Source organism: Thermodesulfobacterium commune DSM 2178 (genome assembly GCF_000734015.1).
Taxonomy (GTDB): Bacteria; Desulfobacterota; Thermodesulfobacteria; order Thermodesulfobacteriales; family Thermodesulfobacteriaceae; genus Thermodesulfobacterium; species Thermodesulfobacterium commune.
This window is the reverse complement of record NZ_CP008796.1, coordinates 493,266-515,233: the sequence shown is the minus strand read 5'-3', so window position 1 is coordinate 515,233 and position 21,968 is coordinate 493,266. Positions and strand designations below refer to the sequence as shown.

The following is a 21,968-nucleotide window of genomic DNA, read 5'->3' as shown; positions in this document are numbered from 1 at the left end:
TTGGAATTTAATATTTTAAGAATTAATGAAATATTTAACTCTATAACCTGGAAAGATGTGGTAGACATCTTTGTGGTTAGTTTTTTGATTTATAGAATTCTTTTGCTTATCCAGGGTAGTAGAGCTCTTCAAATGGCTGCAGGTTTATCGGTGGTAGTTCTATTATATTTCGTTTCAGATGCCTTACAATTATTAACTCTGAACTGGATTTTAAACACCTTTATGTCTTCTATCTTAATTTTGATTATCATAGTGTTTCAGGATGATATAAGAAAAGCCTTAGCCCAGATAGGGAAACATCCTTTTACTAAGTTCCAGACAGAATACTCTTATGGTATAGAAGAGGTAGTTAAAGCTGTTACTCAACTTGCTGAAAAAAAGATAGGGGCCTTGATAGTGTTTGAAAGAGAAATAAGTTTAAAAGATTTTCTGGAAGGGGCGGTAATGTTAGATTCAAAAATCAGTGAGGAGTTACTGGTAAGTATCTTTAATCCGAAAAGTCCTCTTCATGATGGGGCAGTGGTTATCAGTAAAGGAAAAATCGTAGCTGCAGGGGTGGTGTTACCACTTTCTACCAACCCTGATATAGCCAAAGACCTTGGGACCAGGCACAGGGCAGCTATTGGAATTACAGAAATCACCGATGCTGTAGCCATAGTGGTTTCTGAAGAAAAAGGTTATATTTCTCTGGCAGTTAGTGGTAAGATTACCAGAGATGTAACCCCTGCTACTTTAAGAAAAATGCTGTCCCAACTTTTAGGTTTTGAGTCTAAAGCACCTTGGTGGACAAGGATTACCTATGAAATTCAAAAGGGAACATAGACTAAAAATTCTTTCTTTTTTGATGGCTGTTACTTTATGGTACTTTGTAGTTTGGGGAAGGTCTATAGAAAAGACGTTAGAAATTCCTGTGTTCTATAAACTACCTAATTCTAACTATATAGTAGAAGTAACTCCTTCTACTGTAGTGATAAAAATTCAAACTATAAGAAATCTTTTAAGAAACGTTAATGAAAAAGACCTTAAGTTAGAAATTGATTTTAAAAATTTAACTCCAGGTGTTCATCAGATAAGGGTGCCGATAGAAAAGATAAATCTGCCTTCTGGGATAAAAGTAAAAGAAATAAACCCTACATTTCTAACTTTGATAATTAAAAAAATAGGTACTAAAAAAGTCCCTGTAAGGCCAGTTTTAAAAGAAGAAAGTTTTTACCATACTCGAGGTAAAATAAAGGTCTTTCCTAAATATGTACTAATCAAAGCCCCGATAGAGGTTCTTTTAAATATTCAAGAAATTAATACAGAACCTATAGACTTTTTAAAACTAAAATTAACCGGATCCTTAGAGGTTGATTTAATGCCGCCTTTAGGTATTATTTCTATGGATACAGAAAAAGTGAAAGTATACTATGAAGAAAAAAAGAGGTAAAAAACCATGGAAGATAAGAAACTTTTTGGTACAGACGGGATAAGAGGAGAAGCTAATGTTTTTCCGATGCTTCCAGAAATAGCCTTGCAGATAGGCAGAGCCATAGGATTTTTGTTTAAAAATCAAAATCATCATATTACCAAGGTGGTTATAGGTAAGGATACCAGGTTGTCAGGATATATTTTTGAGTCTTCCCTGGTTGCTGGTCTTTGTTCTATGGGAGGGTATAGTTTGTTAGTAGGACCTATTCCTACTCCTGGGATTGCCTTTTTAACCAAGGATTTGAGGGCAGATGTAGGTATCATGATTTCCGCTTCCCATAATCCTTACTACGATAACGGGATTAAAATCTTTGGTAAAGATGGTTTTAAACTTTCTGATGAGACAGAGGCTAAAATAGAAGAACTAATTTTTGATGAAAGTTTTAAAGAAGTAAGAGTCTATAGAGATGCCTTAGGAAAAGTCTTTAGGATAAAGGATGCCATAGGAAGGTATGTAGTACACCTAAAGTCTGTTGTACCAATAAACATTAATTTCGAAGGATTAAAAGTAGTAATAGATTGTGCCAACGGAGCTTGTTATCAAGTAGGACCTCAGGTATTAGAGGAACTTGGAGCAGAGGTGATTCCAATAGGCTGCAGTCCTAACGGAACAAACATCAATGAAAATTGTGGAGCCCTCTATCCTGAAAATCTTCGAAAAAAAGTATTAGAAACTCAGGCACATTTAGGGATAGCACTTGATGGAGACGGAGACCGGATTGTGGTGGTAGACGAAAAGGGTAATCTTTTAGATGGAGACGATCTTTTAGCCATCTTTGCCAAAGACCTTAAAGAAAAAGGACAACTTACCAACCAAACGGTGGTAGGCACAATCATGAGTAACCTTGGATTAGAACTTTTTTTTAAAGATCAAGGGATAACTTTTTTAAGAACTCCTGTAGGAGACAGATATGTAGTGATGAAAATGAAGGAAATAAACTCTCTTTTAGGCGGAGAAACTTCAGGTCATATTATCTTTTTAGATAAAGCTACCACAGGAGATGGACTTTTGACAGGTTTAAGGCTTATCTCTTTAATCAAGGAGAAACAAAAACCTCTTTCTGAATTGGCTAAACTTTTTGAAAAACTCCCACAAGTTATCAAAAACCTAAAAGTAAACAAAAAAGTACCTTTGGTTGAAATCGAAGGTATAGAAGAAAAAATTAGTCAGGCAGAAAAGAGATTAGGGAAAAAGGGAAGGGTAATCATAAGACCTTCTGGTACCGAGCCTAAGTACCGAATTATGGTAGAAGGAGAAAATCCAGAGTTGGTGGAGGAAATTAGCGAAGACCTCAAAGCCTTTCTCCAGAAAAAGTTGGGATAAGGACAGATGAATGGGTGGAAAATTTTGTTTTTTTTAATCGTCTTTGGGATGTTAATTTTCTCGGGTCTTAAACTTAACGGCTATGATTTTGTTTATTCCAGAGGTTCTTTGCTGTGTCTTTCCTGTATGGGATTAGAAGAATGAAAAGAAGGGTGGTACAGTCTATTTCTTTTTTTTTACATAATGGATATTTAGGTTTTCCTTTCACCAAAAACCTATACACAGGCCCTCTAAAAGGACTTTGTGCCCCTGGATTAAACTGTTATTCCTGCCCTGCAAGTCTCTTTTCCTGTCCTTTAGGGGTTTTGCAAAACCTGTTAAGTGCTTCAAGGGTCTTAAATTGGCAGGTTTTGTTAGGTCCTTTTTTATATGTATTAGGATTTTTTTTGATTTTTGGTTTAACCTTAGGAAGGTTTATCTGCGGATGGGTTTGTCCTTTTGGTTTGTTTCAGGACCTTATTTATAAAATTCCTTTCTTCAAAATAAGACTCTCCCTCCCTAAAAGATCTCAAAAATACCTCAAGCATTTGATGCTTATAGGATTGGTGTTTTTTATACCTCTTTTTTTGGGAGATGAAATAGGTTATGGAATTTTAGGATTTTGCAAGTATCTTTGTCCAGCAGGAACTTTAGAAGCTGGCTATTTAAATATTATTATCAGTTCAGAACTTTGGGATTATATAGGAAAACTTTTTTATCTGAAAAGCGCTATCTTGTTGGTGTTTGTTTTTTTTGTTGTAATAGATTATAGATTTTTTTGCAAGAATGTATGCCCCCTTGGCTTGATATACGGACTGTTTAATAAGGTTAGCTTTTTAAGGCTAAACGTAAACCTTAACAGGTGCACCCATTGTAAGGCTTGCGAAAAAATCTGCCCTGTTGGACTTAATCCTTTAGAAGAAATAAATTCTGTTGAATGTATTCGCTGTTTAAATTGTGTAAAAATTTGTCCTCATAAGGCAATATATTTAGAAAAAGGAATTTACCAAAATGCTATATCCTCCAGTTGTTCTAAATAAAAAAGGGCTACAAACCTATCTACAAAGGCATCTCTGGTTTACCCAAAAGGAAATTAAAGATTTTAAGAAAACATCTGAAAAAATTGCCCCTGGAGACTTGGTAACTATTTTATCTGAAGAAAATCATTTTTTAGGGATAGGATATTTTAATCCACAATCTTTTTACTGCTTAAAGCTACTTTCAAGAGAAGAACAAAAGATAGATGAAAAATTTTTTTTAGAAGCCTTTACTAAAGCCTTAAAACTTAGAAAATCTTTTTATCCAGGTGAAGGCTGTTTTCGTTTAGTGTTTTCTGAAGGTGATTTTATACCTGGATTAATAGTAGATATTTTTGAAAAAGTAGTGGTGGTCCAAATTCATACACTTGGGATGGAAAGACTTGTAGATTTTGTAATCGAAGCTTTGAAGGTGTTGTTTACTCCTCAAGCTATCGTCTTAAAAAACGATCACACAAAAAGACAAGAAGAAGGGCTTCCTCTTTATACAAAGGTAGTCTATGGGAACGTAGAAGATCCGATTTTAGTCACCATGGACGGAATAAAGTTTTTGGTGCCTGTTATCACCGGACAAAAAACGGGATTTTTTTTAGACCAAAGAGAAAACCGTAGGGCTATTGCCAGGTTTTCTAAAGGATTGCAGGTTATAGATGGATTTTCTTATATCGGAGGTTTTGGATTTTACTGTTTAAAGAGTGGTGCTGACAGAGTTTTTTTTATAGACCGTTCTGCCAACGCTCTCTTGTTAGTAGAAGAAATAGCTAAGATTAACCACTGGAAGGAGAAAGTTATAACTCTTCAAGGAGACGTTTTTCATATATTAAAGAATCCTCCTAAGGTAGACATGATAATCCTTGATCCTCCAGCCTTTATAAAGTCTCATAAACATGTTTTAGAAGGTGAAAAAAAATATGAAACCCTTTATTTTTTAGGCCTTAAAGCCCTGGAAAGAGGATTTTTCTTCGGATTTTCTTGTTCCCATTTTTTAAAGTTTGAAAGGCTTTTGAATTTTATTAAAACCTCTCTTAAAAGACTACAGGTTGACGGAAAGATTATTTTTAAAGGGATTCAGGCAAAAGACCATCCTATCAACCCTTTTGTAGAAGAAACCTTTTATTTAAAAGGAGTAGGACTTTATATAGAAAAATAAAAAGGGGGGAATTATGAAAAAAGAAATTTTTCATGCAGTTTGGATAGGAATTTTAGCAGGATGTTTTGGAGGCCTGGTTGGATTAGGTGGTGGAGTGGTGATGATTCCCCTTATGGTAGGGGTATTAAAGCTTTCTCAACATCAGGCTCATGGAACCAGCCTTTGGGCTTTGGTGTTTACAGGACTTGTAGGTGCTATCACTTACGGAATGCATGGAGAGGTTGATGTAGTAGCCTCAGTAATCATCGCTATTACAGCGATGATTACCGCAAGAAAAGGGGCTAAGTTTGCCCACAGCCTTCCTGAATGGAAACTAAAAAGGTCTTTCGGAGCTTTTTTAATCTTTGCCTCCCTTTTACTTTTGGCCAAACCTTACTTAGGAAGCCTCTATCATTTTTCTTTAGAAGGGACTTCGAAATTTATAGCTTTGTTGCTCACTGGAGTATTTGCTGGTTTTATAGCAGGAATGATGGGGGTAGGGGGAGGAACGATAATGGTTCCTGCCCTGGTTTTAGGGTTAAACTATGGGCAACACCTTGCCCAAGGAACCTCACTTTTATGCATGGTTCCCGCTGGGTTAGTAGGAGCCTATACCCACCTGAAACTGGGTAACGTGGTAAAAACAATTTTGCCTGGATTGGTAATAGGAATCATCATAGGAACGTTTATAGGAGGTAATATAGCCAACTTTTTACCTGAATTTTACTTGAGAATCTTTTTTGCTATCATAGTAATCTGGACAGGAATTAGGTTCTTGAAAACCCCTAAACCTAAAAGTTAATCTTGTTTTAAACTTCTATCTGTGATGTTTTCTGCAAAGTCCTCTTTAAGAAGAAGAACCTTGTTTAACAAGGGCTTAACTTCTTCTAAATCAACCTCTTCTTTTTTAATAAGAATTCCTTCAAACACTACATGTTGTGGGTCTTCTGGTTGAAAGAAAAAAAGATAAGCATTTGTTTCCAATTCAGGTCTTAAAAAAAGGATAAATTCTTGTACAAAAATCTCTCGATTTATCAGATTATTATAGATCACTTGTTTATCCTTTGTGTGTTTTTCTAATAAAGCCCATGGTTCTATGTAATTTCTTTTTATTGAGCCTAAAAATCGATAATTTTTTATTCTGTAGCACGTACGTTTAAACCTATCTTTTTTAACCACCTCAGACCCTATAAGATATATCTCTTTAAAAAACAGAGATTTTTGAGATGGTTTTAGGTAAGAAAAGTTGAGATGGGATACCAGGTCAAAAATTTTTAGTTTTAAAGCCTTTTTACGGCTAATTTCTTCTATGACCATCGGTCTTTCTACCAAAAGCTGCCAACATTTTTCCTTTAAAAGGTCGGCTAAAAGAGTGAGTTTACGGTTCTGAGTTTCCAGTTCTTGAAGCTTGGAAAACATGGTCTTACGAGAAAGCCTTTGGATATACTTGTTTTTATACTCTTTAAAAAGTTTTTCGTTTTTCTCTAAATTTAAGGATTCATAGGCTAAGTTTAGTTCTAATGCCTTTCTAGGGTCTCCTCCTTTATCCGGATGATAGTAAAGTTGAAGAATTCTATAGAGAGCCTTGATAAGTTTAAAAAGTGTTTGGTCGTCTAGTTCTTTTACTAATTTAGGGGTTAAACCAAAAACCTCAAAGGGGTTGGTTTTTGAGTTTTTAGACCTCATGGCTTAGGAATCTTTGTATTAACTCTAAAATTTTTTCTCTGCTTGGTTTCAATAAGTTTTCAGGTCTTTGAAAGCTTGTTCTACCAATTTCATCGGTAATCAAAAGTATAGCCTGGGTTTTAACGTTAAAATATTTTCCTAAAGCAAACACCGCAGAAGTTTCCATGTCTAAAGCATAAGCTTTAGTTGCCCATTTGTTTAAAAATTGTGTATTTTTTTCAAAAATAAAAGGGGCGTCTGTAGAAATTATAGGACCAGATGAGGGCATTAATCCTATTTGCACAAGATTTTCTTTAATCTTGGTAAAAAATTCAAATTCTGGGGTAAAAACTTTTCGTTTTTCCCAGTAAAGCCTTGAAGTTCCTTCTAAAGAATAGGCCTTGTTTGGGAGAAAAACCTCTCCCAATTTAAGCTTCTCCCCTAACTTAGCTGCCCAACCTACGGTTAACAGTTCTTTTATCTCCCAGTTTTGAAAAATCTCAAAAAGTAGTCCTATCATCGGAGCTCCTAAAATCGGACCACAAATAAAACCCTTTGCGTCATATTTTATAGTAAGGTTTAACCAGGAAAAATGCTTTTTTAGGCTGATTTTTTCTTTTGCGAGCTTCCATTCAGGCAGCGTAAAAAAAATAACCCCTCGATCCCCGGTCTTTAGGTTTATCTTAGGTAAGAACATAGCCTATCTATCCGGTATTTAATTATTAATTCGTGAAAATCAGAATTTTGAAAAGGTGAGCACGAGAAATAAAAAAGATGAGAAAAGCACTTACAATCAGTTGCCCCAAACCCAGGCACAAAGCCTTCAGACAGTTTACCAACGTCAGAAGCTAAAGCACACTCTATTTTTTCAGAGGACCTTATAGGAATAGGCACGATACTGTGAGCATAGGTTAGTAGATAGTCTATGTGCCAATGAAGCTTTTTGGTTTTTCTTAAGTGTCTTTTTATCCTGGCCTCAAGGCCTTGGATCGCAGACCCTACATAGATGTAAAAACCTGGTTTTATAAAAAAAGTTTTTTGATTTATTACAAGGTTTACAGGTTGGGCTATTCTAAAAACCAAAAGATAAGCTCCCTGGTCTTTCAGCTCTTGTTCTAAAAGGTCAAAAGGAATGTCTACTAAGTTTATACGTGTTACTTCGGTAAAAGTGGGATCCCAGGTTAAAGATATAGCCCTTAATTTTATCTCTTCTTTTACTCTTAAAAACCAAGAAGAAAAATTAAAATCTATATGATAGGCAGGAAGAAAATATTTTACTTCAGGGTTCATAACGACAAAAAGCATCTCTGTTTGATCTCCTTTCTTAGAAAGCTCAAGTAGTTCAACAAGATGCCGTTGTCCTCTTTTAGTTTCTGCATCAGGAAACATGGCAATTTTTTCTCCAAAAAGAGTACACGTTTTAATTTCAAGTAAAATTTTTTCCTGAGAATACAGATTTTTTAGCAACAAATCGAAACGACCTTTAGCAGACATAGTTTCTTTTTTCTCAACCTGAAAACCTTTATAAATAGGAATCATTTCTTTTTCAATAAGGGTTGAAACGATGTGATTGGTCAGGTGAGTATGAAGAAGGACATAGTTTTCTCTTTTTTTGCAGGCTAAAACCGTATAAGGGAGTTTACTATTTTTAGGATTAGGGAATACCAAAAGCTCAGTGCCTTCCAAAAGCAGCTCCCAAAGTCTACCTGGATTAGGTAGATAGGCAAATTCATAGGTACTGCGACTTAATCCATCTTTTATTTTTATCTTGACCACAAACCGATTGACCCTTTCGATAAAGATAGCAGAAATTTTAGGAAAAAGGAAAGGATATTTCATTTTGGGTATTATTTTTTAGTTTTTCTATAAGAAGAAAGATAGCCACCCCAAAGGCTATAGCTACGTTTAACGACTCTTTTTCTCCGTAAAGTGGAATTTCTAAAACCATGTCAGCCGCTTCGAGAACCCTTTCGTCCACTCCGGTAACTTCGTTTCCGATAACTAACGCTAACGGAAAATCAGACGGTTTAACGTTTTGAATGGGGATACTACTTTCTGTAATTTCTAAAGCTGCTACTTTATAACCTAAATTTTTTAAATGTTTTACTGCTTGGTAGGTATCGTTAAAGTATTCCCAAGGAACGGTTTGGGTAGTTCCTAAGGCGGTTTTTTCTATCTTTGGATTTGGGGGGTAAGCGGTGATACCACATAAGACCAATTTAGAAACATAAGCACATTCTGCTGTTCTAAACATAGACCCTACATTATAGGCGCTTCTTATGTTGTCAAGCACAGCTATAATAGGGAATCTTCCGTGAGTATCTCTATTTTGTCGCCATTTTTTAAGGATTTCTTCACCTTCTAACTTTTTCATAATCTTCGTTAATTTTAATTTAATCTTAAGAAACTGCAAATAAAATTATAGGACAAAAGAACTTCTTATTGAAAGTAATAAAAGATGATTAACTTGAAGTTTTTAGGTTTTATGATATCCTCATAAAACTAAGATTATAAGACAGGGGGTTACTTATGAAAGAATATACAGTGGCAGTAGTTGGAGCCACCGGGGCTGTAGGAAGAATGATGATAACTGTTTTAGAAGAAAGAAATTTTCCTGTAAAAAATATAAGATTTTTTGCTTCTCCTAAGTCTAAAGGTATAAAACTTCCTTTTAAAGGGGAAGAGATACCTGTGGAAGTTTTAGAAGAGACCAAAAGCTTTAAAGGAATTGATATTGCCCTCTTTTCAGCAGGTGCACAAAGAAGTTTAGATTATGCACCTCTGTTTGCAAGAGATGGTGCGGTAGTTATAGATAATTCAAGTGCCTGGAGGATGGACCCTGAGGTGCCCTTAGTAGTTCCAGAGGTAAATCCTCATGCAGTAGCCCAATATAAAAACAAAGGTATCATCGCTAATCCCAACTGTTCTACCATTCAAATGGTGGTAGCCCTAAAACCATTGCATGATTATGCTAAAATCAAAAGAATAGTAGTAAGCACCTATCAGTCAGTATCAGGGGCAGGGCAAAAGGCTATAGCTGAACTTGAGGCTCAGGTTAGGGCTTGGTGTATGGGAGAGCCTATGCCAGCGCCCAAATATCTTCCCCAGTTTATCGCTTTTAACTGTATACCTCAAATAGATGTTTTCCTTCCTAACCGCTATACCAAGGAAGAGATGAAGATGGTAGAAGAAACTAAAAAAATCATGGAAGATGATACCATAAGGGTTACTTCTACCACGGTGAGAGTGCCTGTATTTTATGGACATGCTGAAGCTGTTAACATAGAAACAGAAAAAAAACTTACTGTAGAAAAGGCTATAGAACTTTTAGAAAAAGCTCCCGGAGTGGTAGTTTTTGACAATCCAGAAAAAAAGGTTTATCCACTTCAGATAGAGGTTGCAGGAAGAGACGAAGTTTTTGTGGGAAGGATCAGAGAAGACTTTTCTATAGAAAATGGTTTAAATTTATGGATAGTAGCAGATAACTTAAGAAAGGGTGCAGCCACCAACGCGGTTCAGATTGCAGAATTACTGATAAAAGATTATCTTTAAGTAATGAAAATTCTTGTAGAAGAAGAAGCTTTTTCTTATTATTTAACCCAGGAAATAATAAAAAAATATCCTTATGAGGTTATTCCTACTTACGAAGATTTTCGATGGAAAGCCTGGGCTTCCCAGGCAGAGCTTGTTTCTTTAGGTAAAAGATTTCTTTTTTTGATAAGGTTTAAGGGTAGGTTTTTCAGAGATTGTCCTGGAACTAAAAACTATCTTTGTTGTGGTTATAAAATCTTTCATTTTGCTGAAGGATGTTTGTTTGACTGCACCTATTGTATTCTTCAGCTTTATTTAAATCGCCCGGGCATAAAACTTTGGGCTAATGTTGTCGAGGATGGATTTCAAGAATTAGAAAGAGTTCTTAATAATGCCAGAAAAGAAAAAAGAGTACTGAGAATTGGAACAGGAGAGTTTGCAGATAGTATGGTTTTGGAACCCTTTGGGGGTGTTTCTGAAAAATTAATCAACTTTTGGGAAACGTTAAATCCTTTTGCTGTACTTGAATTAAAAACTAAGGCTTTTATTAAAGAAAATTACTTTAAAAAATTTAAATCTGACCCTAAAATTATTTTTGCTTGGTCCTTAAATACCCCATTTATTATAAACACCGAAGAACACGGAACCTCTTCATTGGAACAGAGAATTGAAAGCGCAAGATATGCGATAAAACATGGGTTTACAGTAGCCTTTCACTTTGACCCAATCATTTTTTACGAAAACGCAGAGGCTGAATATCCTCAAGTTTTAGAAAAGGTTTTAAACGCAATACCATGGGAAAAGATTGCCTGGATAAGTTTAGGAGCTTTAAGATACCCTAAAGAGCTAAAATACATCGCAGAAGAAAGATTTCCTCAAACCTCAATCTATGCTTATGAGTTTATCGAAGGCCTTGATTTAAAAAAGAGATACTTTATAGACCTCAGAAAAAAACTTTTTCAAAGTTTGGCTAAAATCATAAAAGAAGTGGAAGATAAAATAACCTTTTATTTTTGTATGGAAGGCGAAAGGATTTGGGAAGAAGTTTTAGGGAAACCTTTAAAAAGTTCTAACCAAGTTTGTCAGCTCCTTGACCAAGTGGCTTATAGACTGTGTCAGTCATAAAGCTGTTTTTTTTAACCATATTTTTGAGTTTTTTCCTTTTTGGTTGTGCTAACCAACCTAAAATCAAACGATGTACAGATTGTCATAACCAAATATCTTTTGATAAACTTCATCAACAAATAGATTGTACTAAATGTCATCAAGGTAACAGCAAAGCTTTTTCTAAAGAGGAAGCTCATCAAAATTTTTTAAAACACCCAGACTCTTTGGTAGTTTATCAGGTTTGCTCAGGTTGTCATAAACTTGAGCTAGACCGGTTTAAAAATTCTTTACATTACACCTACAAAACGATGATCTCAAATACCCTAAAGGCCTTTGGAATATATAAAAACATTAGTTTACAGGAACTTAAAACCTTTAATTATGAAAAACCTTTGGATAAGACCTCGGTGGTTATAGATTTTTTACGTAGAAGATGTTTGCTCTGCCACGTTGATTATGAAGGTGAAGACTATAAAAACACCCGAAGAGGTAAAGGCTGTTTAGCCTGCCATTTCGACCTATTAAATCACTCCATTGTTAAACCTACCATAAACCATTGTCTATCCTGTCATTATAGCAGTTACATAGGTTGGGATTACTTAGGATATTCCCCTCATAATTGGTATGAGGACTATCGTTCACCTTTTGTTGAAGGAAAACCACCTGAAAGGCCTTACGGAATTGAAGCCTATCAACTTTTAAAAAGTATACACTACGAAAAAGGATTGGTGTGTACAGACTGTCATAAAAAAGAAGAAGTAATGTTTGGTCGTAATAAAATAAAATGTTTAGATTGTCATCAAAATCTCAGTAAAAAAACCCATAACCAGAAAACCCTTTCAAAATACCGATGTGAAGTCTGTCATGCAAACTTTGTCAATCTTGATGGTAAGCTTTCTTGTATTCTTGAGTTTAATCCTTCGTTAGACGATTGGTACGGGTTGACTGTCCAAGAATCCTCTGAGGTTGAAAAATTTTTTGATTTATTGGCCAAATCTCCCAAATTAGCCAAACCTCTTATGAAAGATAAACTTACTGGTAAATTAAAAGAAGGATTATGGTTGTGTGGTTTAGGAGAGAGAACTTTTGAAAAACTGTTTTTAGGAAAGGATTTATATGGTAAAATGTGTGTTTTAAGAAAAAAGAACATAACCATCTATTACGACGAAGATTTGAAGTTGGAAGGTAGTTTAAAAAAATGCATATCTCCTCATTCCATAGGAAAAGGTAATCTTTTTAGCCCAGGAGGGTTATGATGCGACATGATGGAAGAGCTTTTGACCAACTTAGAGAGGTAAAGTTTACGATAGATTTTTTAAAGAATCCGTTAAGTTCTGTTTTGGTTGAGTTTGGCAACACTAAGGTACTTTGTACGGTAAGTTTAGAGGAAAAGGTCCCCCCTTTTCTTAAGGGTACAGGAACAGGTTGGATTACCGCAGAGTATGCCTTTATTCCTGGGGCTACTTTAGAAAGAACCCCCAGAGAAACTATGGGCCGAAAAGGTAGGTCTATGGAAATACAGAGGCTTATAGGCAGGGTTTTAAGAGGGGTGGTAGACCTATCAAAATTAGGAGAAAGAACCCTCTGGATAGACTGCGAAGTTTTAAACGCAGATGGGGGAACAAGGACTGCCTCAGTTACAGGCGCTTTCTTAGCCTTAACCTTAGCGGTTAAAAAGCTTATAGAAAAAGGAGTTCTCTCCACCTCTCCGGTTTTAGAATTCTTAGCGGGGGTTAGTGTAGGTAAGATAGGAGAAAACTTTCTTTTAGACCTTGATTATCAAGAAGATATAATTGCTGAGGTAGATGCTAATTTTTTTATGACTGAGTCTGGGAAAATAGTAGAAATTCAGGCAAGTGCTGAAAAAAGTTTGTTTACCTGGGAAGACTTAGAGCAGATGAAAAACCTTGCCTTTAAGGGTATTAAAGAACTGATTAACAAACAAAAAGAGGTGTTAGGAATATGAGCCAAAAAATAATCTTAGTTATAGCTACTTCTAATTTAGGTAAGGTTAGAGAAATAGAAAAAGCCCTTGAAGATCTAAAGTCTGAAATTAACTTAGAAGTAAAAAGTCTTAAAGATTTTTCTGAAATCACCCCTCCTGAAGAAACAGGAAAAACTTTTTTAGAAAACGCTTTGATTAAAGCTAAGTATTACGCTGAAAAAACCGGATGTTTGTGTCTTGCAGACGATTCTGGACTTGAAGTAGATGCCTTAAACGGTGCACCTGGGGTGTATTCTTCTCGCTATGCTGGAGAAGACGCAAATGATGAAAAGAACAACCAAAAGCTTCTTCAAGAGTTAGCTGATGTGCCTCCGGAAAAAAGAACCGCAAGGTTTAAGTGTGTCTTGGTTCTTTATCATCCTTGCGGAAAATATCTGGTTTCAGAAGGTGTATGGGAAGGCAGAATAGGTTTTAAACCTAAAGGCTCTTATGGTTTTGGATACGACCCTATTTTTTTAGTACCTGAATACCAATTTCAAAAAACTGCAGCAGAACTTCCTTCAGAAGAAAAAAATCGTTTAAGCCATAGAGGTAAGGCTATCCAAAACTTAAAAAAACAACTTTTATCATTCTTAAAAGACCTTGAACGATGTCAAAACAACTAATCTTAGAACTTGTCAATCATTTAAAAACTGATCTTATTTTTCCAGAAAATTTTCTTAATATCAACATCTTGGCTGCATTTTCTAAAAAACTTTCTAAAGAATTTAACTTTACTTCTTTAAAAAAAATCAGTAATTATCGTTGGTTTTTACCAAAACAAGTACATAGCGACATTTTCATAACCCTTTGGAATGGGTCTTCGGTTCCAGAGATTTTTTCTTTAGAAGGTGACGGAGTGCTTACAGACCAAGAAAGGCTTTTTGTTGGGGTTAAAACAGCAGATTGTGTCCCGGTGCTTTTAGCAACCAAAGACCGTAGAATAGTAGGTGCTATTCATGCTGGATGGAAAGGCACTGTGTCTAAAATCTTAGAAAAAATCCTTAGAAAGATACTTTCTCTAGGGTATAAACCTGAAGAAATTCTTTTAGCAATAGGCCCACATATAAAAGTGTGTTGCTACGAAATAAAAGATGAAGTTTTAGATGCTTTAAGAAAAAACTTATCTTTTTATGATGAGGTTATTCAACATAACCAAGGTAAAGTCTATTTGGATTTAGAAAAGGCCAATTTTTATCAAGCTTTATGTTTGGGTATTCCTGAGGAAAATGTTTGGGTGTCAAAGGATTGTACAAGATGTTTGCATAAGGTTTATTGGTCCCATCGTTATCATGGAAAGGAGCGAGGAGTACAAATAGCTTTTATAGGAAAACCTTAAGTTATGCTTTAAGTTATGCTTTGGGTTTATACATTTATCTATTATCTGATAGCAGGCCTTATTTTACCAAGAGAGTTTTTAAAACGTCCACGAAATCTAAGATTAAAATGGTTAAGAGATAAATTTGCTATTTTTAAACAAAAAGTCACCCATTCTTCTCGTTCTTTTATCTGGGTCCATTGTGTGTCTGTAGGGGAGGTTATCGCCCTTTCTACTCTTATTAAAAAACTTTCTAAAAACTATAACATCCTTTTAAGCACGATTACCGATACCGGACAAAAAGTGGCTAAAGACCGGTTTAAAGGATTACCGGTAGAAACTATCTATCTCCCTTTAGACTGTCCTTTTGCGATAAAAAGAACCTTAAAGGCTTTTAATCCTAAGGCTTTAATCATCGCTGAAACAGAAATCTGGCCTAATCTTATTCATACTGCAGCTAAAAAAATTCCGGTTTTTTTAGTAAACGCACGTCTCAGTGAAAAATCCTTTAAAAACTATCAAAAAGTAAAGTTTTTTTTCAAAAAAGTTCTTGATAAGCTTACTCTAGTAGTAGTACAAGATAAGATTTATCAAGAAAAATTTAAAGCTCTGGGAGTAAAAGAAGAAAAAATCGTAGTAACAGGCAATACCAAGTTTGACCTTGAAATTCCTTATGTGGAATTTTTTTGGGAAGGTTGGGTTAAAAAACCGGTTGTTATTGCTGGAAGCACCCACCATCCTGAAGAAGAAATTATAACCAAGGCTTTTCTTTCAGCAGTAAACCAAGGTACCTTGCTTATAGTACCAAGACATCCCGAACGATTTGACGAGGTGTTTTCACGGTTAAACCTGATGTTAGATAATTTGGAAGATGTAAAACTTTATCGCCTAAGCGCTTTATCTAAGGAATTTTCAGACTTGAAAGAAGTAAAAAGATGTGTCCTTCTTATAGACCAGATAGGTATCTTGGGTAGTCTTTACAGAATAGGAGACTTAGCTATCATAGGAGGAAGTTTTATCCCCCATGGAGGGCAAAATCCTTTAGAAGCGTTTTACTGGAAAAAACCGGTGATATTTGGCCCGTCTATGGAAAACTTTCCTTTTATCCAAGAATTTTTGGAAAAAGAAGCCTGTATTCAAACTAAACCAGAAAATTTATCTGAAACCTTACATCATCTTCTTAAAAATCCTGAAAAACTTAAGGCCTTATCTGAAAAAGCCTACCAAATATATCTTTCTAAAACAGGAGCTACAGAAAAAATTTTAAATTTATTAGAAAGGTATCTTTAAATTTTGGTTAACCAGGATATAATATTAAGTTAACTAAAAATCTTATCTTACAATCAGGAGGTTTATTATGAAACGAACTTTAGAGATGTTAGTTCTAAGTTTAGAAGTATCTAAACAAAGTAATATTAAGGTAGAAATTTTTTGGGGACTAGTAGGAGCTCTTTTGATAGGTATTTGTTCTAACCTTAAGTTTTATCTTCCTTTTTCTCCTGTACCGGTAACCTTTCAGACCTTTGGGGTTTTTATGACTGCTCTTTTGTTTTCTCCTGTTAGATGTGGTTTGGCTAATTTTTTCTATTTGTTCTTAGGTGGGTTAGGGCTCCCATGGTTTGCAGGGTTAACTGGTGGTTTTTTAACATTTTTAGGACCTACTGGAGGATATCTATTAGGTTTTCTTCCTGCAGCATTAATGGTTAGTTTGATATATTATAGGTTTCAATGGGCTAAAAGTTTTTCAGGATTGGTTTTGCTTTTAACCTTAGCAAATTTCGGGGTTATTCATCTTTTGGGACTGGTTTGGTTAGGCTGGGTTTTAAAAATTTCTGACTTAAAGGTTTTATTGAGCATAGGAAGTCTACCTTTTATCTACGGAGACCTATTAAAAATCTTTTTGGTAGTCTCTATTTTAAAGTTTGGTTTAAAAAAGTTCTAAATACCTCTTGTCAAAACCTTGATTAGGCTTTAAAATGTAAACGAGTTTTGGAGGGGTGCCCGAGTGGACGAAGGGGTGCGACTGGAAATCGCATGTACGGGCTAAAACCCGTACCGCGGGTTCGAATCCCGCCCCCTCCGCCATCCCTTTTTCACCGCTATCTCATAAATCACTTGTCATATTTAATAAACTCACTATCTTTTTATTTAAAAACTCTTGTTTTATAAGTTTTTTGACAATTATGTTAATTTTTTGACAGAAGCAAAGAAAAACCTGAATGTTTTTAGCAAAATTCAATCCATGAAAACTTGGCATAATTTTTGATAAAATTTCTAAAAAATTAGGAGGGAATTATGGCAGAAGAGGTTAAAGAAGGAGCGGAGAAGCAGGCATCTGAGAAAAAAGGAGGAAAAAAGAAATTTCTATTGTTTTTGGTGGTAGGATTTTTGATAATAGCTCTGGCTTCTGGGGTGGTTTTGTTTTTGATGGGTAAAAAAGGAGAAGAAAAGGGTGAAGGAAAAAAAGGAGTTAAAAAAGAAAAGGTTGAAGTTAAGGTTATCTATCCTATGGAACCAGTGGTGGTAAACCTCTTGGACCCTACAGGTAAACGATATCTTCAAGTAAGGTTAGCCTTAGGGGTAGCGGATAAAAAGGCAGAAGAAGAGATTAAAACAAAAGAACCGATGATAAGAGACGTAATCATCACCTATCTTAGTAGTAAAACCCCAGAAGAGGTAATTCAGCCAGAGGCTAAAGAGACGATAAAAAAAGATCTTTTGATAAAGATCAACGAAGCTTTAGGAGATGAAATTTTACAAGCCGTTTACATAACCCAATACATAGTGGAGTAGGTATGGAAAAAATACTTAGCCAAGAAGAGATAGATGCACTACTTTCTGGGCTTTCTGAAGGTAAGATAGATACCACCCCAGAGGTCAAAGAAGAGGTTAAGGCTAAGCCTTTCGACTTTAGAAACTATACCATATCTACCCGTCTTAAGATCCCAGGGCTTGAGGTTATCAACGAACAACTTGCTCGAAGTTTAAGGATGCAGCTTTCTACGCTTTTAAGAGAAATGTTGGATATCTCGAATTTACCCCTTCAGATGGAAAGGTTCAAAGATTTTTTAAACAAAATTCCTGTACCTACCTCCATCCATATCTTTAAATTAGAACCTCTTAAAGGACAATCTCTTCTTATTATAGATGCTACTTTGGCTTTCCTGTTTATTGAAAGGTTTTTAGGGGGGGAAAGGAAACATATCAAGGTTGAAGGAAGAGAGTTTACACCAATAGAACAAAGACTTCTGAAAAAAGTGGTGGACCTTATTTTTAACGAGTTAGAAAAGGCTTGGAAAAACATCTATCCTGTAAAACCTAAATATATTAGAGGTGAAGTAAACCCACAGTTTGCAAGGGTACTTATGCCTGAAGAAACTGTGGTAGTTACTGGTTATACGTTAGAGCTTGAATCTCTCAGCGGTAAAATACTTTTTTGTTATTCTCTAAGCACCTTACAACCAATAAAAGATAAGCTTTATTCTCCTTATCAGTTAGAAGAATATATAGACTTAACCTGGAAAAAGAACTTAGAAAACTACATTCTTAATAGTAGTGTACAACTAAAAGCTATTTTAGGAAAAGGCACCATTACCTTAGAAGATTTAGTAAACCTTGAGGTAGGAGATGTGGTAATTCTCGATAAAAAAATAGAAGAACCTATAGAGGTTTATATAGAAGGGGTTCCTAAAATTTTAGGCAAATTAGGGGTCTTTAAAAACCACCTTGCTATTCAGGTAGACAAATTTTTGTCTTCAGAAAATCCAGAAAATACAGAAAAATAAAAAATCAGGGGGAAAATAAATGGCTGAAGAAGAAAAGATTAACGGACAAACCCAAGAAGAAACATCCCTTAGTCCTGAAGATTTGATGGCTATGTGGGAAGAAGCTTTAAAAGAGGCTCAAGCTGGAACCTCAGAAACTCAAGAAGTACATGGTCAAACAGTTTCTCAAGAGTCATCTCAAGACCTTTTTCAACCTAAAGAACCTTTAGTTAAAGAAAAACCTCCTACACAGTCAGTCAGCTTTGAAGAACTAAGCCCAGTCCAAAGAGAAGATTTACATCCGGACTTAGAATTTATTTTAGACATACCTCTAGAGATTTCGGTAGAAATAGGTAGAACCAAAATGCTAATAAGAGATCTGCTAAAACTCAACCAAGGTTCTATCATCGAATTAGAAAAGTTTGCCGGAGAACCTGTAGAAGTCTATGTAAACGGCAAACTGATGGCAAAAGGAGAGGTGGTGGTAGTAAATGATAGGTTTGGCGTAAGAGTTACTGAGATTATCAGTGCTCAAGATAGGATTAAAAAACTGGGGTCTTAGTCTATGGAATGGTTTTATTATTTACAAAGTATAGGAATCTTACTGCTTATTTTAAGCCTATTTCCTATAGCCCTCCATTTTTATAAAAAATATACTGTCAAAAATATGTCAGAAAGCCCGATCAAAGTTTTAGCAGTTAAACCTATAAGTTATAAGGCACAAATTTTGCTAATAGAGGTTGAAGGTAAAAAATTTTTGGTAGGATATTCAGATAAAGGGTTTAACCTTTTAGGGGAGATAAAGCATGATGGTTAGTTTTTTGGCCATTGCTTTACCTACAGTTAAGATAGGGGTTGAAACTGCTAAAACCCCAGAACAGTTTTCTACTATCGTACAAGTACTTATTTTACTTACTGTTTTATCTATAGCTCCAGCCCTTCTTTTGATGCTAACCTCTTTTACCCGATTGGTGGTAGTATTTTCCATCTTGAGACATGCCATAGGTACTCAACAGACTCCACCTAACCAGGTTTTAATTTCTTTAGCCCTTTTTCTCACCTTTTTTATCATGACCCCTACCTTTAAAGCTGTCTATGAACAAGCTTTTATACCTTACCTCAATAAACAAATAGGAGATAAAGAATTTCTGGAAAGAGCTCAAAAACCTTTTAAAGACTTTATGCTAAGAAATACTAGAGAAAAAGACTTAGCACTTTTTATCAAACTTAGGCAAGAAGAGCGTCCGAGAACGCCTGATGACGTATCTTTTTTTACTTTGGTACCAGCCTTTATGATAAGTGAGTTAAAAACCGCCTTTCAGATAGGATTTTTATTATACATACCTTTTCTGGTAATTGATGTGGTGATTTCAAGTGTATTAATTTCTATGGGAGTGTTGATGCTTCCACCTATGATGATCTCGCTTCCGATAAAACTTCTGTTGTTTGTGCTGGTTGACGGATGGAATTTACTTGTGATGTCTTTAGTAAAAAGTTTTCATTAAAGGAGGGGTAAGAAAAATGACAGATGCTACCATTTTGACATTAGCTAAAGAATCTATCAAACTTTGTATCTTAATTTCTGGCCCCTTTTTACTTACTGCTTTGATCGTTGGTTTGATTATCAGTATCTTACAGGCAGTAACCCAAATCCAAGAAATGACTCTTACTTTTGTTCCTAAGATTTTGGCACTTATTGTTGTGTTTGTGTTAACCTTGCCTTGGCTATTAAAAAAATTAATCTCCTTTACTGAAAATCTAATTTTAAACATCCCAAATTTTATTAGTTGAAGGTAGGATGGGGCTTTTAGAGTTTATTGAAAATCAAGTTTTTCTGTTTTTTTTGATTTTTTATAGAATCCTCCTTCTTTTTGTGCTTTTTCCTGTGTTTGGGGCGGTTTATTTTCCTACTAAAAATAAGATAATTCTTTCTTTAGTTTTGGGCTTGGTTTTAACCCCTGTGATTAAGATAAACCTCCCTTCGTCTTTTAACGTCTATCAACTCTTTTTATGGCTTGTGTCGGATTTTCTGTTTATCTTTATGGTATCTTTGCTTTTTAGGATTATCTTAGCTGGGATTCAGGTAGGAGGTGAACTGGTAGGATATCAGATGGGATTTGGTATTACCCAAACCATAGACCCTCTTTCAGGATTTAGCTTGCCGGTAATCTCTCAGTTTGTCTACATCATATTTCTTTTCGTGTTTTTTACGTTTGACTTTCATCATTATTTAGTAAGTTTTATTTATTATAGTTTTGAAAGAATACCTCCTGGAAGCTTTTGGCTAGACAACAACCTTGGGCTTTTGGTGGTAAAAAAAAGCCGATTGATGTTTGATTTGGGAATAAGATTTCTTGCTCCATTGATGGTACTTATGATGCTGGTTTATATAAGCCTGGCTATAGTGGGTAGGTTGATACCCCAGATAAACATCATGTTTGTAAGTTTCCCTCTAACCATAGGTATAGGATTAATCTTTTTGGGGCTTATGTTGATTTTATTACCTAAGATAATGTTACCCATTTTTCAAAATTATTTTAATGTGCTACACGGAATTTTAATATATTTTAAGTAAAGAGGTAAAAAACTATGCCAGAAGAACTCTTTGAGGAAAGGACAGAGGAGCCTACGCCTCGACGGAGAGAAGAAGCAAGAAAAAGAGGACAGATTGTCAAAAGCCGTGAACTTTCCTCAGTAGCAGTATTAGGTACCGGCTTTTTTGGCTTTATGTTGTTAAGTTTCCTGTTTTTTCAGCAGTTTTACCTAATTTTTTATCACTGTATAAACAGCTACTATACAGATTTAAATTTATCTTTTTTGATATATCTGGCACATTTTTTACTTAAAACATTAGGAAAGGTTCTTTTACCTTTCTTTTCTATCCTTTGTTTTGTGGTGATTTTGGTTTACCTTTTGCAAACCGGAGGTGGAGTTTTGGCTTCCCAAGCCATTGGGTTAAATTTTGACAGAATTAACCCAGTTTCAGGATTTAAAAGACTTTTTTCTCTTACCGCTGCGTTTGAACTATTAAAAGTTATCGTTAAACTTGCCATTATCACAGGTATTTCTTATTTTATAATAACAAAATATCTTCCTTATATCTTAAAACTTTTTGGAGTTTCTCCTAATTATTTAGCTTTTAGTTTTAAAGTTTTTTTAAAAGATTTCGTTTCTAAGCTTTTGGTACTTCTTGTGTTTTTAGGAATTCTTGATTGGCTTTATGCTCGTTGGGATTTAGATAAAAAATTAAGACTTACCAGGAAAGAGTTAAAAGAAGAGATTAAACAGACTGAAGGAGACCCGTTAGTTAAGGCTAAGATAAGACAAAAGCAAAGAGAGATGGCAAGAAGAAGGATGCTTGCCGAGGTACCCAAGGCAGATGTAATTATTACCAACCCCACCCACTATGCTGTAGCTCTTAAATATGAAATAAGTAAAGATCCGGCTCCACAGGTAGTAGCTAAAGGAAAAGATTTTCTTGCTCAAAAAATAAAGGAAATCGCTAAAGAACATAAAGTACCTATCTATGAAGACCCACCTTTAGCCAGGCTTCTTTATGAAAAAGTAGATTTAGGAGAATATATTCCTCAAGACCTTTATCAGGTAGTAGCCAAGGTTTTGGCTTATGTATATAAACTAAAAAACAAAAAGGTGATGTAA

General features: G+C 35.1%; 26 protein-coding genes and 1 tRNA gene. 23 read left to right on the top strand and 4 right to left on the bottom strand.

What is annotated here, in order from left to right; translation table 11 throughout:
* From cdaA to HL41_RS02630, 6 genes are all read left to right on the top strand, one after another.
* Positions 1–822, top strand: a complete 822-nt coding sequence (cdaA, locus tag HL41_RS02655; protein WP_081856457.1) for a diadenylate cyclase CdaA — start codon at positions 1–3, stop codon at positions 820–822.
* Positions 800–1,429, top strand: coding sequence for a CdaR family protein (locus tag HL41_RS02650; protein ID WP_038061206.1), 630 nt, complete (start codon positions 800–802; stop codon positions 1,427–1,429). Before cdaA ends, HL41_RS02650 begins: the two co-directional genes overlap by 23 nt.
* Before the next feature lie 6 nt (positions 1,430–1,435).
* Positions 1,436–2,794 (top strand): phosphoglucosamine mutase, encoded by a 1,359-nt coding sequence (gene glmM / locus HL41_RS02645; RefSeq protein ID WP_038061203.1) that lies wholly within the window; start codon positions 1,436–1,438, stop codon positions 2,792–2,794.
* 113 nt (positions 2,795–2,907) lie between these two features.
* Positions 2,908–3,813: a 4Fe-4S binding protein gene (locus HL41_RS02640; protein ID WP_235181307.1), complete on the top strand. Its 906-nt coding sequence runs from the start codon at positions 2,908–2,910 to the stop codon at positions 3,811–3,813.
* A complete protein-coding gene (locus HL41_RS02635) occupies positions 3,785–4,960 on the top strand; it encodes a class I SAM-dependent rRNA methyltransferase (protein ID WP_038061198.1) in 1,176 nt (391 codons plus the stop codon). The genes HL41_RS02640 and HL41_RS02635 overlap by 29 nt, the downstream gene beginning before the upstream one ends.
* Positions 4,961–4,973: 13 nt before the next feature.
* Positions 4,974–5,741, top strand: a complete 768-nt coding sequence (locus tag HL41_RS02630) for a sulfite exporter TauE/SafE family protein (protein WP_038061195.1) — start codon at positions 4,974–4,976, stop codon at positions 5,739–5,741.
* Here HL41_RS02630 and HL41_RS02625 read toward each other — a convergent pair.
* From HL41_RS02625 to HL41_RS02610, 4 genes are read right to left on the bottom strand one after another with little or no spacing between them, the layout of a single operon-like run.
* The gene (locus HL41_RS02625) at positions 5,738–6,625 is read right to left on the bottom strand and encodes a J domain-containing protein (RefSeq protein WP_038061192.1); all 888 of its coding nucleotides are present in this window, start codon (positions 6,623–6,625) and stop codon (positions 5,738–5,740) included. The genes HL41_RS02630 and HL41_RS02625 overlap by 4 nt on opposite strands.
* Positions 6,615–7,301, bottom strand: coding sequence for a phosphorylase family protein (locus tag HL41_RS02620; RefSeq protein ID WP_000479670.1), 687 nt, complete (start codon positions 7,299–7,301; stop codon positions 6,615–6,617). Before HL41_RS02620 ends, HL41_RS02625 begins: the two co-directional genes overlap by 11 nt.
* On the bottom strand, positions 7,283–8,443 hold the full coding sequence (gene sfsA, locus HL41_RS02615) for a DNA/RNA nuclease SfsA (RefSeq protein ID WP_051754457.1): 1,161 nt from the start codon (positions 8,441–8,443) through the stop codon (positions 7,283–7,285). The genes HL41_RS02620 and sfsA overlap by 19 nt, the downstream gene beginning before the upstream one ends.
* On the bottom strand, positions 8,418–8,978 hold the full coding sequence (locus tag HL41_RS02610; RefSeq protein ID WP_022855140.1) for an RNA methyltransferase: 561 nt from the start codon (positions 8,976–8,978) through the stop codon (positions 8,418–8,420). The genes sfsA and HL41_RS02610 overlap by 26 nt, the downstream gene beginning before the upstream one ends.
* A 155-nt stretch (positions 8,979–9,133) precedes the next feature.
* On the opposite strand from HL41_RS02610, the gene HL41_RS02605 reads away from it, so the two are divergent.
* From HL41_RS02605 to flhB, 17 genes are all read left to right on the top strand, one after another.
* The gene (locus HL41_RS02605) at positions 9,134–10,156 is read left to right on the top strand and encodes an aspartate-semialdehyde dehydrogenase (protein WP_038061189.1); all 1,023 of its coding nucleotides are present in this window, start codon (positions 9,134–9,136) and stop codon (positions 10,154–10,156) included.
* Positions 10,157–10,159: 3 nt separating this feature from the next.
* Complete coding sequence (locus HL41_RS02600; RefSeq protein WP_038061186.1) at positions 10,160–11,260, top strand: SPL family radical SAM protein; 1,101 nt, start codon at positions 10,160–10,162, stop codon at positions 11,258–11,260.
* Positions 11,261–11,283: 23 nt separating this feature from the next.
* A complete protein-coding gene (locus HL41_RS02595; RefSeq protein ID WP_144241959.1) occupies positions 11,284–12,498 on the top strand; it encodes a hypothetical protein in 1,215 nt (404 codons plus the stop codon).
* Positions 12,498–13,208, top strand: coding sequence for a ribonuclease PH (gene rph, locus HL41_RS02590; RefSeq protein ID WP_038061182.1), 711 nt, complete (start codon positions 12,498–12,500; stop codon positions 13,206–13,208). The genes HL41_RS02595 and rph overlap by 1 nt, the downstream gene beginning before the upstream one ends.
* The gene (locus HL41_RS02585) at positions 13,205–13,852 is read left to right on the top strand and encodes an XTP/dITP diphosphatase (protein ID WP_038061181.1); all 648 of its coding nucleotides are present in this window, start codon (positions 13,205–13,207) and stop codon (positions 13,850–13,852) included. Before rph ends, HL41_RS02585 begins: the two co-directional genes overlap by 4 nt.
* A complete protein-coding gene (pgeF, locus tag HL41_RS02580) occupies positions 13,837–14,565 on the top strand; it encodes a peptidoglycan editing factor PgeF (RefSeq protein WP_051754456.1) in 729 nt (242 codons plus the stop codon). Before HL41_RS02585 ends, pgeF begins: the two co-directional genes overlap by 16 nt.
* A gap of 15 nt (positions 14,566–14,580) precedes the next feature.
* A complete protein-coding gene (locus HL41_RS02575) occupies positions 14,581–15,834 on the top strand; it encodes a 3-deoxy-D-manno-octulosonic acid transferase (protein WP_038061179.1) in 1,254 nt (417 codons plus the stop codon).
* A 67-nt stretch (positions 15,835–15,901) separates the two neighbouring features.
* The gene (locus HL41_RS02570) at positions 15,902–16,486 is read left to right on the top strand and encodes a biotin transporter BioY (RefSeq protein ID WP_051754455.1); all 585 of its coding nucleotides are present in this window, start codon (positions 15,902–15,904) and stop codon (positions 16,484–16,486) included.
* A 49-nt stretch (positions 16,487–16,535) separates the two neighbouring features.
* A tRNA-Ser gene (locus HL41_RS02565) sits at positions 16,536–16,629 on the top strand.
* A gap of 210 nt (positions 16,630–16,839) precedes the next feature.
* Positions 16,840–17,337, top strand: coding sequence for a flagellar basal body-associated FliL family protein (locus HL41_RS02560; RefSeq protein ID WP_038061178.1), 498 nt, complete (start codon positions 16,840–16,842; stop codon positions 17,335–17,337).
* Positions 17,338–17,339: 2 nt separating this feature from the next.
* Entirely contained in the window at positions 17,340–18,329 is a 990-nt protein-coding gene (gene fliM / locus HL41_RS02555) for a flagellar motor switch protein FliM (RefSeq protein WP_000411458.1), read from the top strand.
* 19 nt (positions 18,330–18,348) lie between these two features.
* Positions 18,349–18,870: a flagellar motor switch protein FliN gene (gene fliN, locus HL41_RS02550; RefSeq protein ID WP_038061176.1), complete on the top strand. Its 522-nt coding sequence runs from the start codon at positions 18,349–18,351 to the stop codon at positions 18,868–18,870.
* Positions 18,871–18,873: 3 nt separating this feature from the next.
* Positions 18,874–19,125: a flagellar biosynthetic protein FliO gene (locus tag HL41_RS02545; protein WP_022855128.1), complete on the top strand. Its 252-nt coding sequence runs from the start codon at positions 18,874–18,876 to the stop codon at positions 19,123–19,125.
* Entirely contained in the window at positions 19,115–19,813 is a 699-nt protein-coding gene (gene fliP / locus HL41_RS02540; RefSeq protein ID WP_038061173.1) for a flagellar type III secretion system pore protein FliP, read from the top strand. The genes HL41_RS02545 and fliP overlap by 11 nt, the downstream gene beginning before the upstream one ends.
* A 16-nt stretch (positions 19,814–19,829) precedes the next feature.
* Positions 19,830–20,099, top strand: a complete 270-nt coding sequence (fliQ, locus tag HL41_RS02535; protein ID WP_038061170.1) for a flagellar biosynthesis protein FliQ — start codon at positions 19,830–19,832, stop codon at positions 20,097–20,099.
* 7 nt (positions 20,100–20,106) lie between these two features.
* Positions 20,107–20,883: a flagellar biosynthetic protein FliR gene (locus HL41_RS02530; protein ID WP_038061168.1), complete on the top strand. Its 777-nt coding sequence runs from the start codon at positions 20,107–20,109 to the stop codon at positions 20,881–20,883.
* A gap of 14 nt (positions 20,884–20,897) precedes the next feature.
* On the top strand, positions 20,898–21,968 hold the full coding sequence (gene flhB, locus HL41_RS02525) for a flagellar biosynthesis protein FlhB (RefSeq protein WP_038061165.1): 1,071 nt from the start codon (positions 20,898–20,900) through the stop codon (positions 21,966–21,968).

Bases quoted from the DNA above. Each gene is read 5' to 3' on its own strand.
- HL41_RS02585 (WP_038061181.1), top strand. From the start codon at position 13,205: ATGAGCCAAAAAATAATCTTAGTTATAGCTACTTCTAATTTAGGTAAG.
- glmM (WP_038061203.1), top strand. From the start codon at position 1,436: ATGGAAGATAAGAAACTTTTTGGTACAGACGGGATAAGAGGAGAAGCT.
- HL41_RS02625 (WP_038061192.1), bottom strand. From the start codon at position 6,625: ATGAGGTCTAAAAACTCAAAAACCAACCCCTTTGAGGTTTTTGGTTTA.
- fliN (WP_038061176.1), top strand. From the start codon at position 18,349: ATGGCTGAAGAAGAAAAGATTAACGGACAAACCCAAGAAGAAACATCC.
- sfsA (WP_051754457.1), bottom strand. From the start codon at position 8,443: ATGAAATATCCTTTCCTTTTTCCTAAAATTTCTGCTATCTTTATCGAA.
- HL41_RS02605 (WP_038061189.1), top strand. From the start codon at position 9,134: ATGAAAGAATATACAGTGGCAGTAGTTGGAGCCACCGGGGCTGTAGGA.
- HL41_RS02650 (WP_038061206.1), top strand. From the start codon at position 800: ATGAAATTCAAAAGGGAACATAGACTAAAAATTCTTTCTTTTTTGATG.
- HL41_RS02610 (WP_022855140.1), bottom strand. From the start codon at position 8,978: ATGAAAAAGTTAGAAGGTGAAGAAATCCTTAAAAAATGGCGACAAAAT.
- fliP (WP_038061173.1), top strand. From the start codon at position 19,115: ATGATGGTTAGTTTTTTGGCCATTGCTTTACCTACAGTTAAGATAGGG.
- HL41_RS02635 (WP_038061198.1), top strand. From the start codon at position 3,785: ATGCTATATCCTCCAGTTGTTCTAAATAAAAAAGGGCTACAAACCTAT.
- HL41_RS02570 (WP_051754455.1), top strand. From the start codon at position 15,902: ATGAAACGAACTTTAGAGATGTTAGTTCTAAGTTTAGAAGTATCTAAA.
- rph (WP_038061182.1), top strand. From the start codon at position 12,498: ATGCGACATGATGGAAGAGCTTTTGACCAACTTAGAGAGGTAAAGTTT.
- HL41_RS02575 (WP_038061179.1), top strand. From the start codon at position 14,581: ATGCTTTGGGTTTATACATTTATCTATTATCTGATAGCAGGCCTTATT.
- flhB (WP_038061165.1), top strand. From the start codon at position 20,898: ATGCCAGAAGAACTCTTTGAGGAAAGGACAGAGGAGCCTACGCCTCGA.
- fliQ (WP_038061170.1), top strand. From the start codon at position 19,830: ATGACAGATGCTACCATTTTGACATTAGCTAAAGAATCTATCAAACTT.
- HL41_RS02530 (WP_038061168.1), top strand. From the start codon at position 20,107: ATGGGGCTTTTAGAGTTTATTGAAAATCAAGTTTTTCTGTTTTTTTTG.
- fliM (WP_000411458.1), top strand. From the start codon at position 17,340: ATGGAAAAAATACTTAGCCAAGAAGAGATAGATGCACTACTTTCTGGG.
- HL41_RS02620 (WP_000479670.1), bottom strand. From the start codon at position 7,301: ATGTTCTTACCTAAGATAAACCTAAAGACCGGGGATCGAGGGGTTATT.
- HL41_RS02630 (WP_038061195.1), top strand. From the start codon at position 4,974: ATGAAAAAAGAAATTTTTCATGCAGTTTGGATAGGAATTTTAGCAGGA.
- HL41_RS02545 (WP_022855128.1), top strand. From the start codon at position 18,874: ATGGAATGGTTTTATTATTTACAAAGTATAGGAATCTTACTGCTTATT.
- HL41_RS02560 (WP_038061178.1), top strand. From the start codon at position 16,840: ATGGCAGAAGAGGTTAAAGAAGGAGCGGAGAAGCAGGCATCTGAGAAA.
- HL41_RS02600 (WP_038061186.1), top strand. From the start codon at position 10,160: ATGAAAATTCTTGTAGAAGAAGAAGCTTTTTCTTATTATTTAACCCAG.
- pgeF (WP_051754456.1), top strand. From the start codon at position 13,837: ATGTCAAAACAACTAATCTTAGAACTTGTCAATCATTTAAAAACTGAT.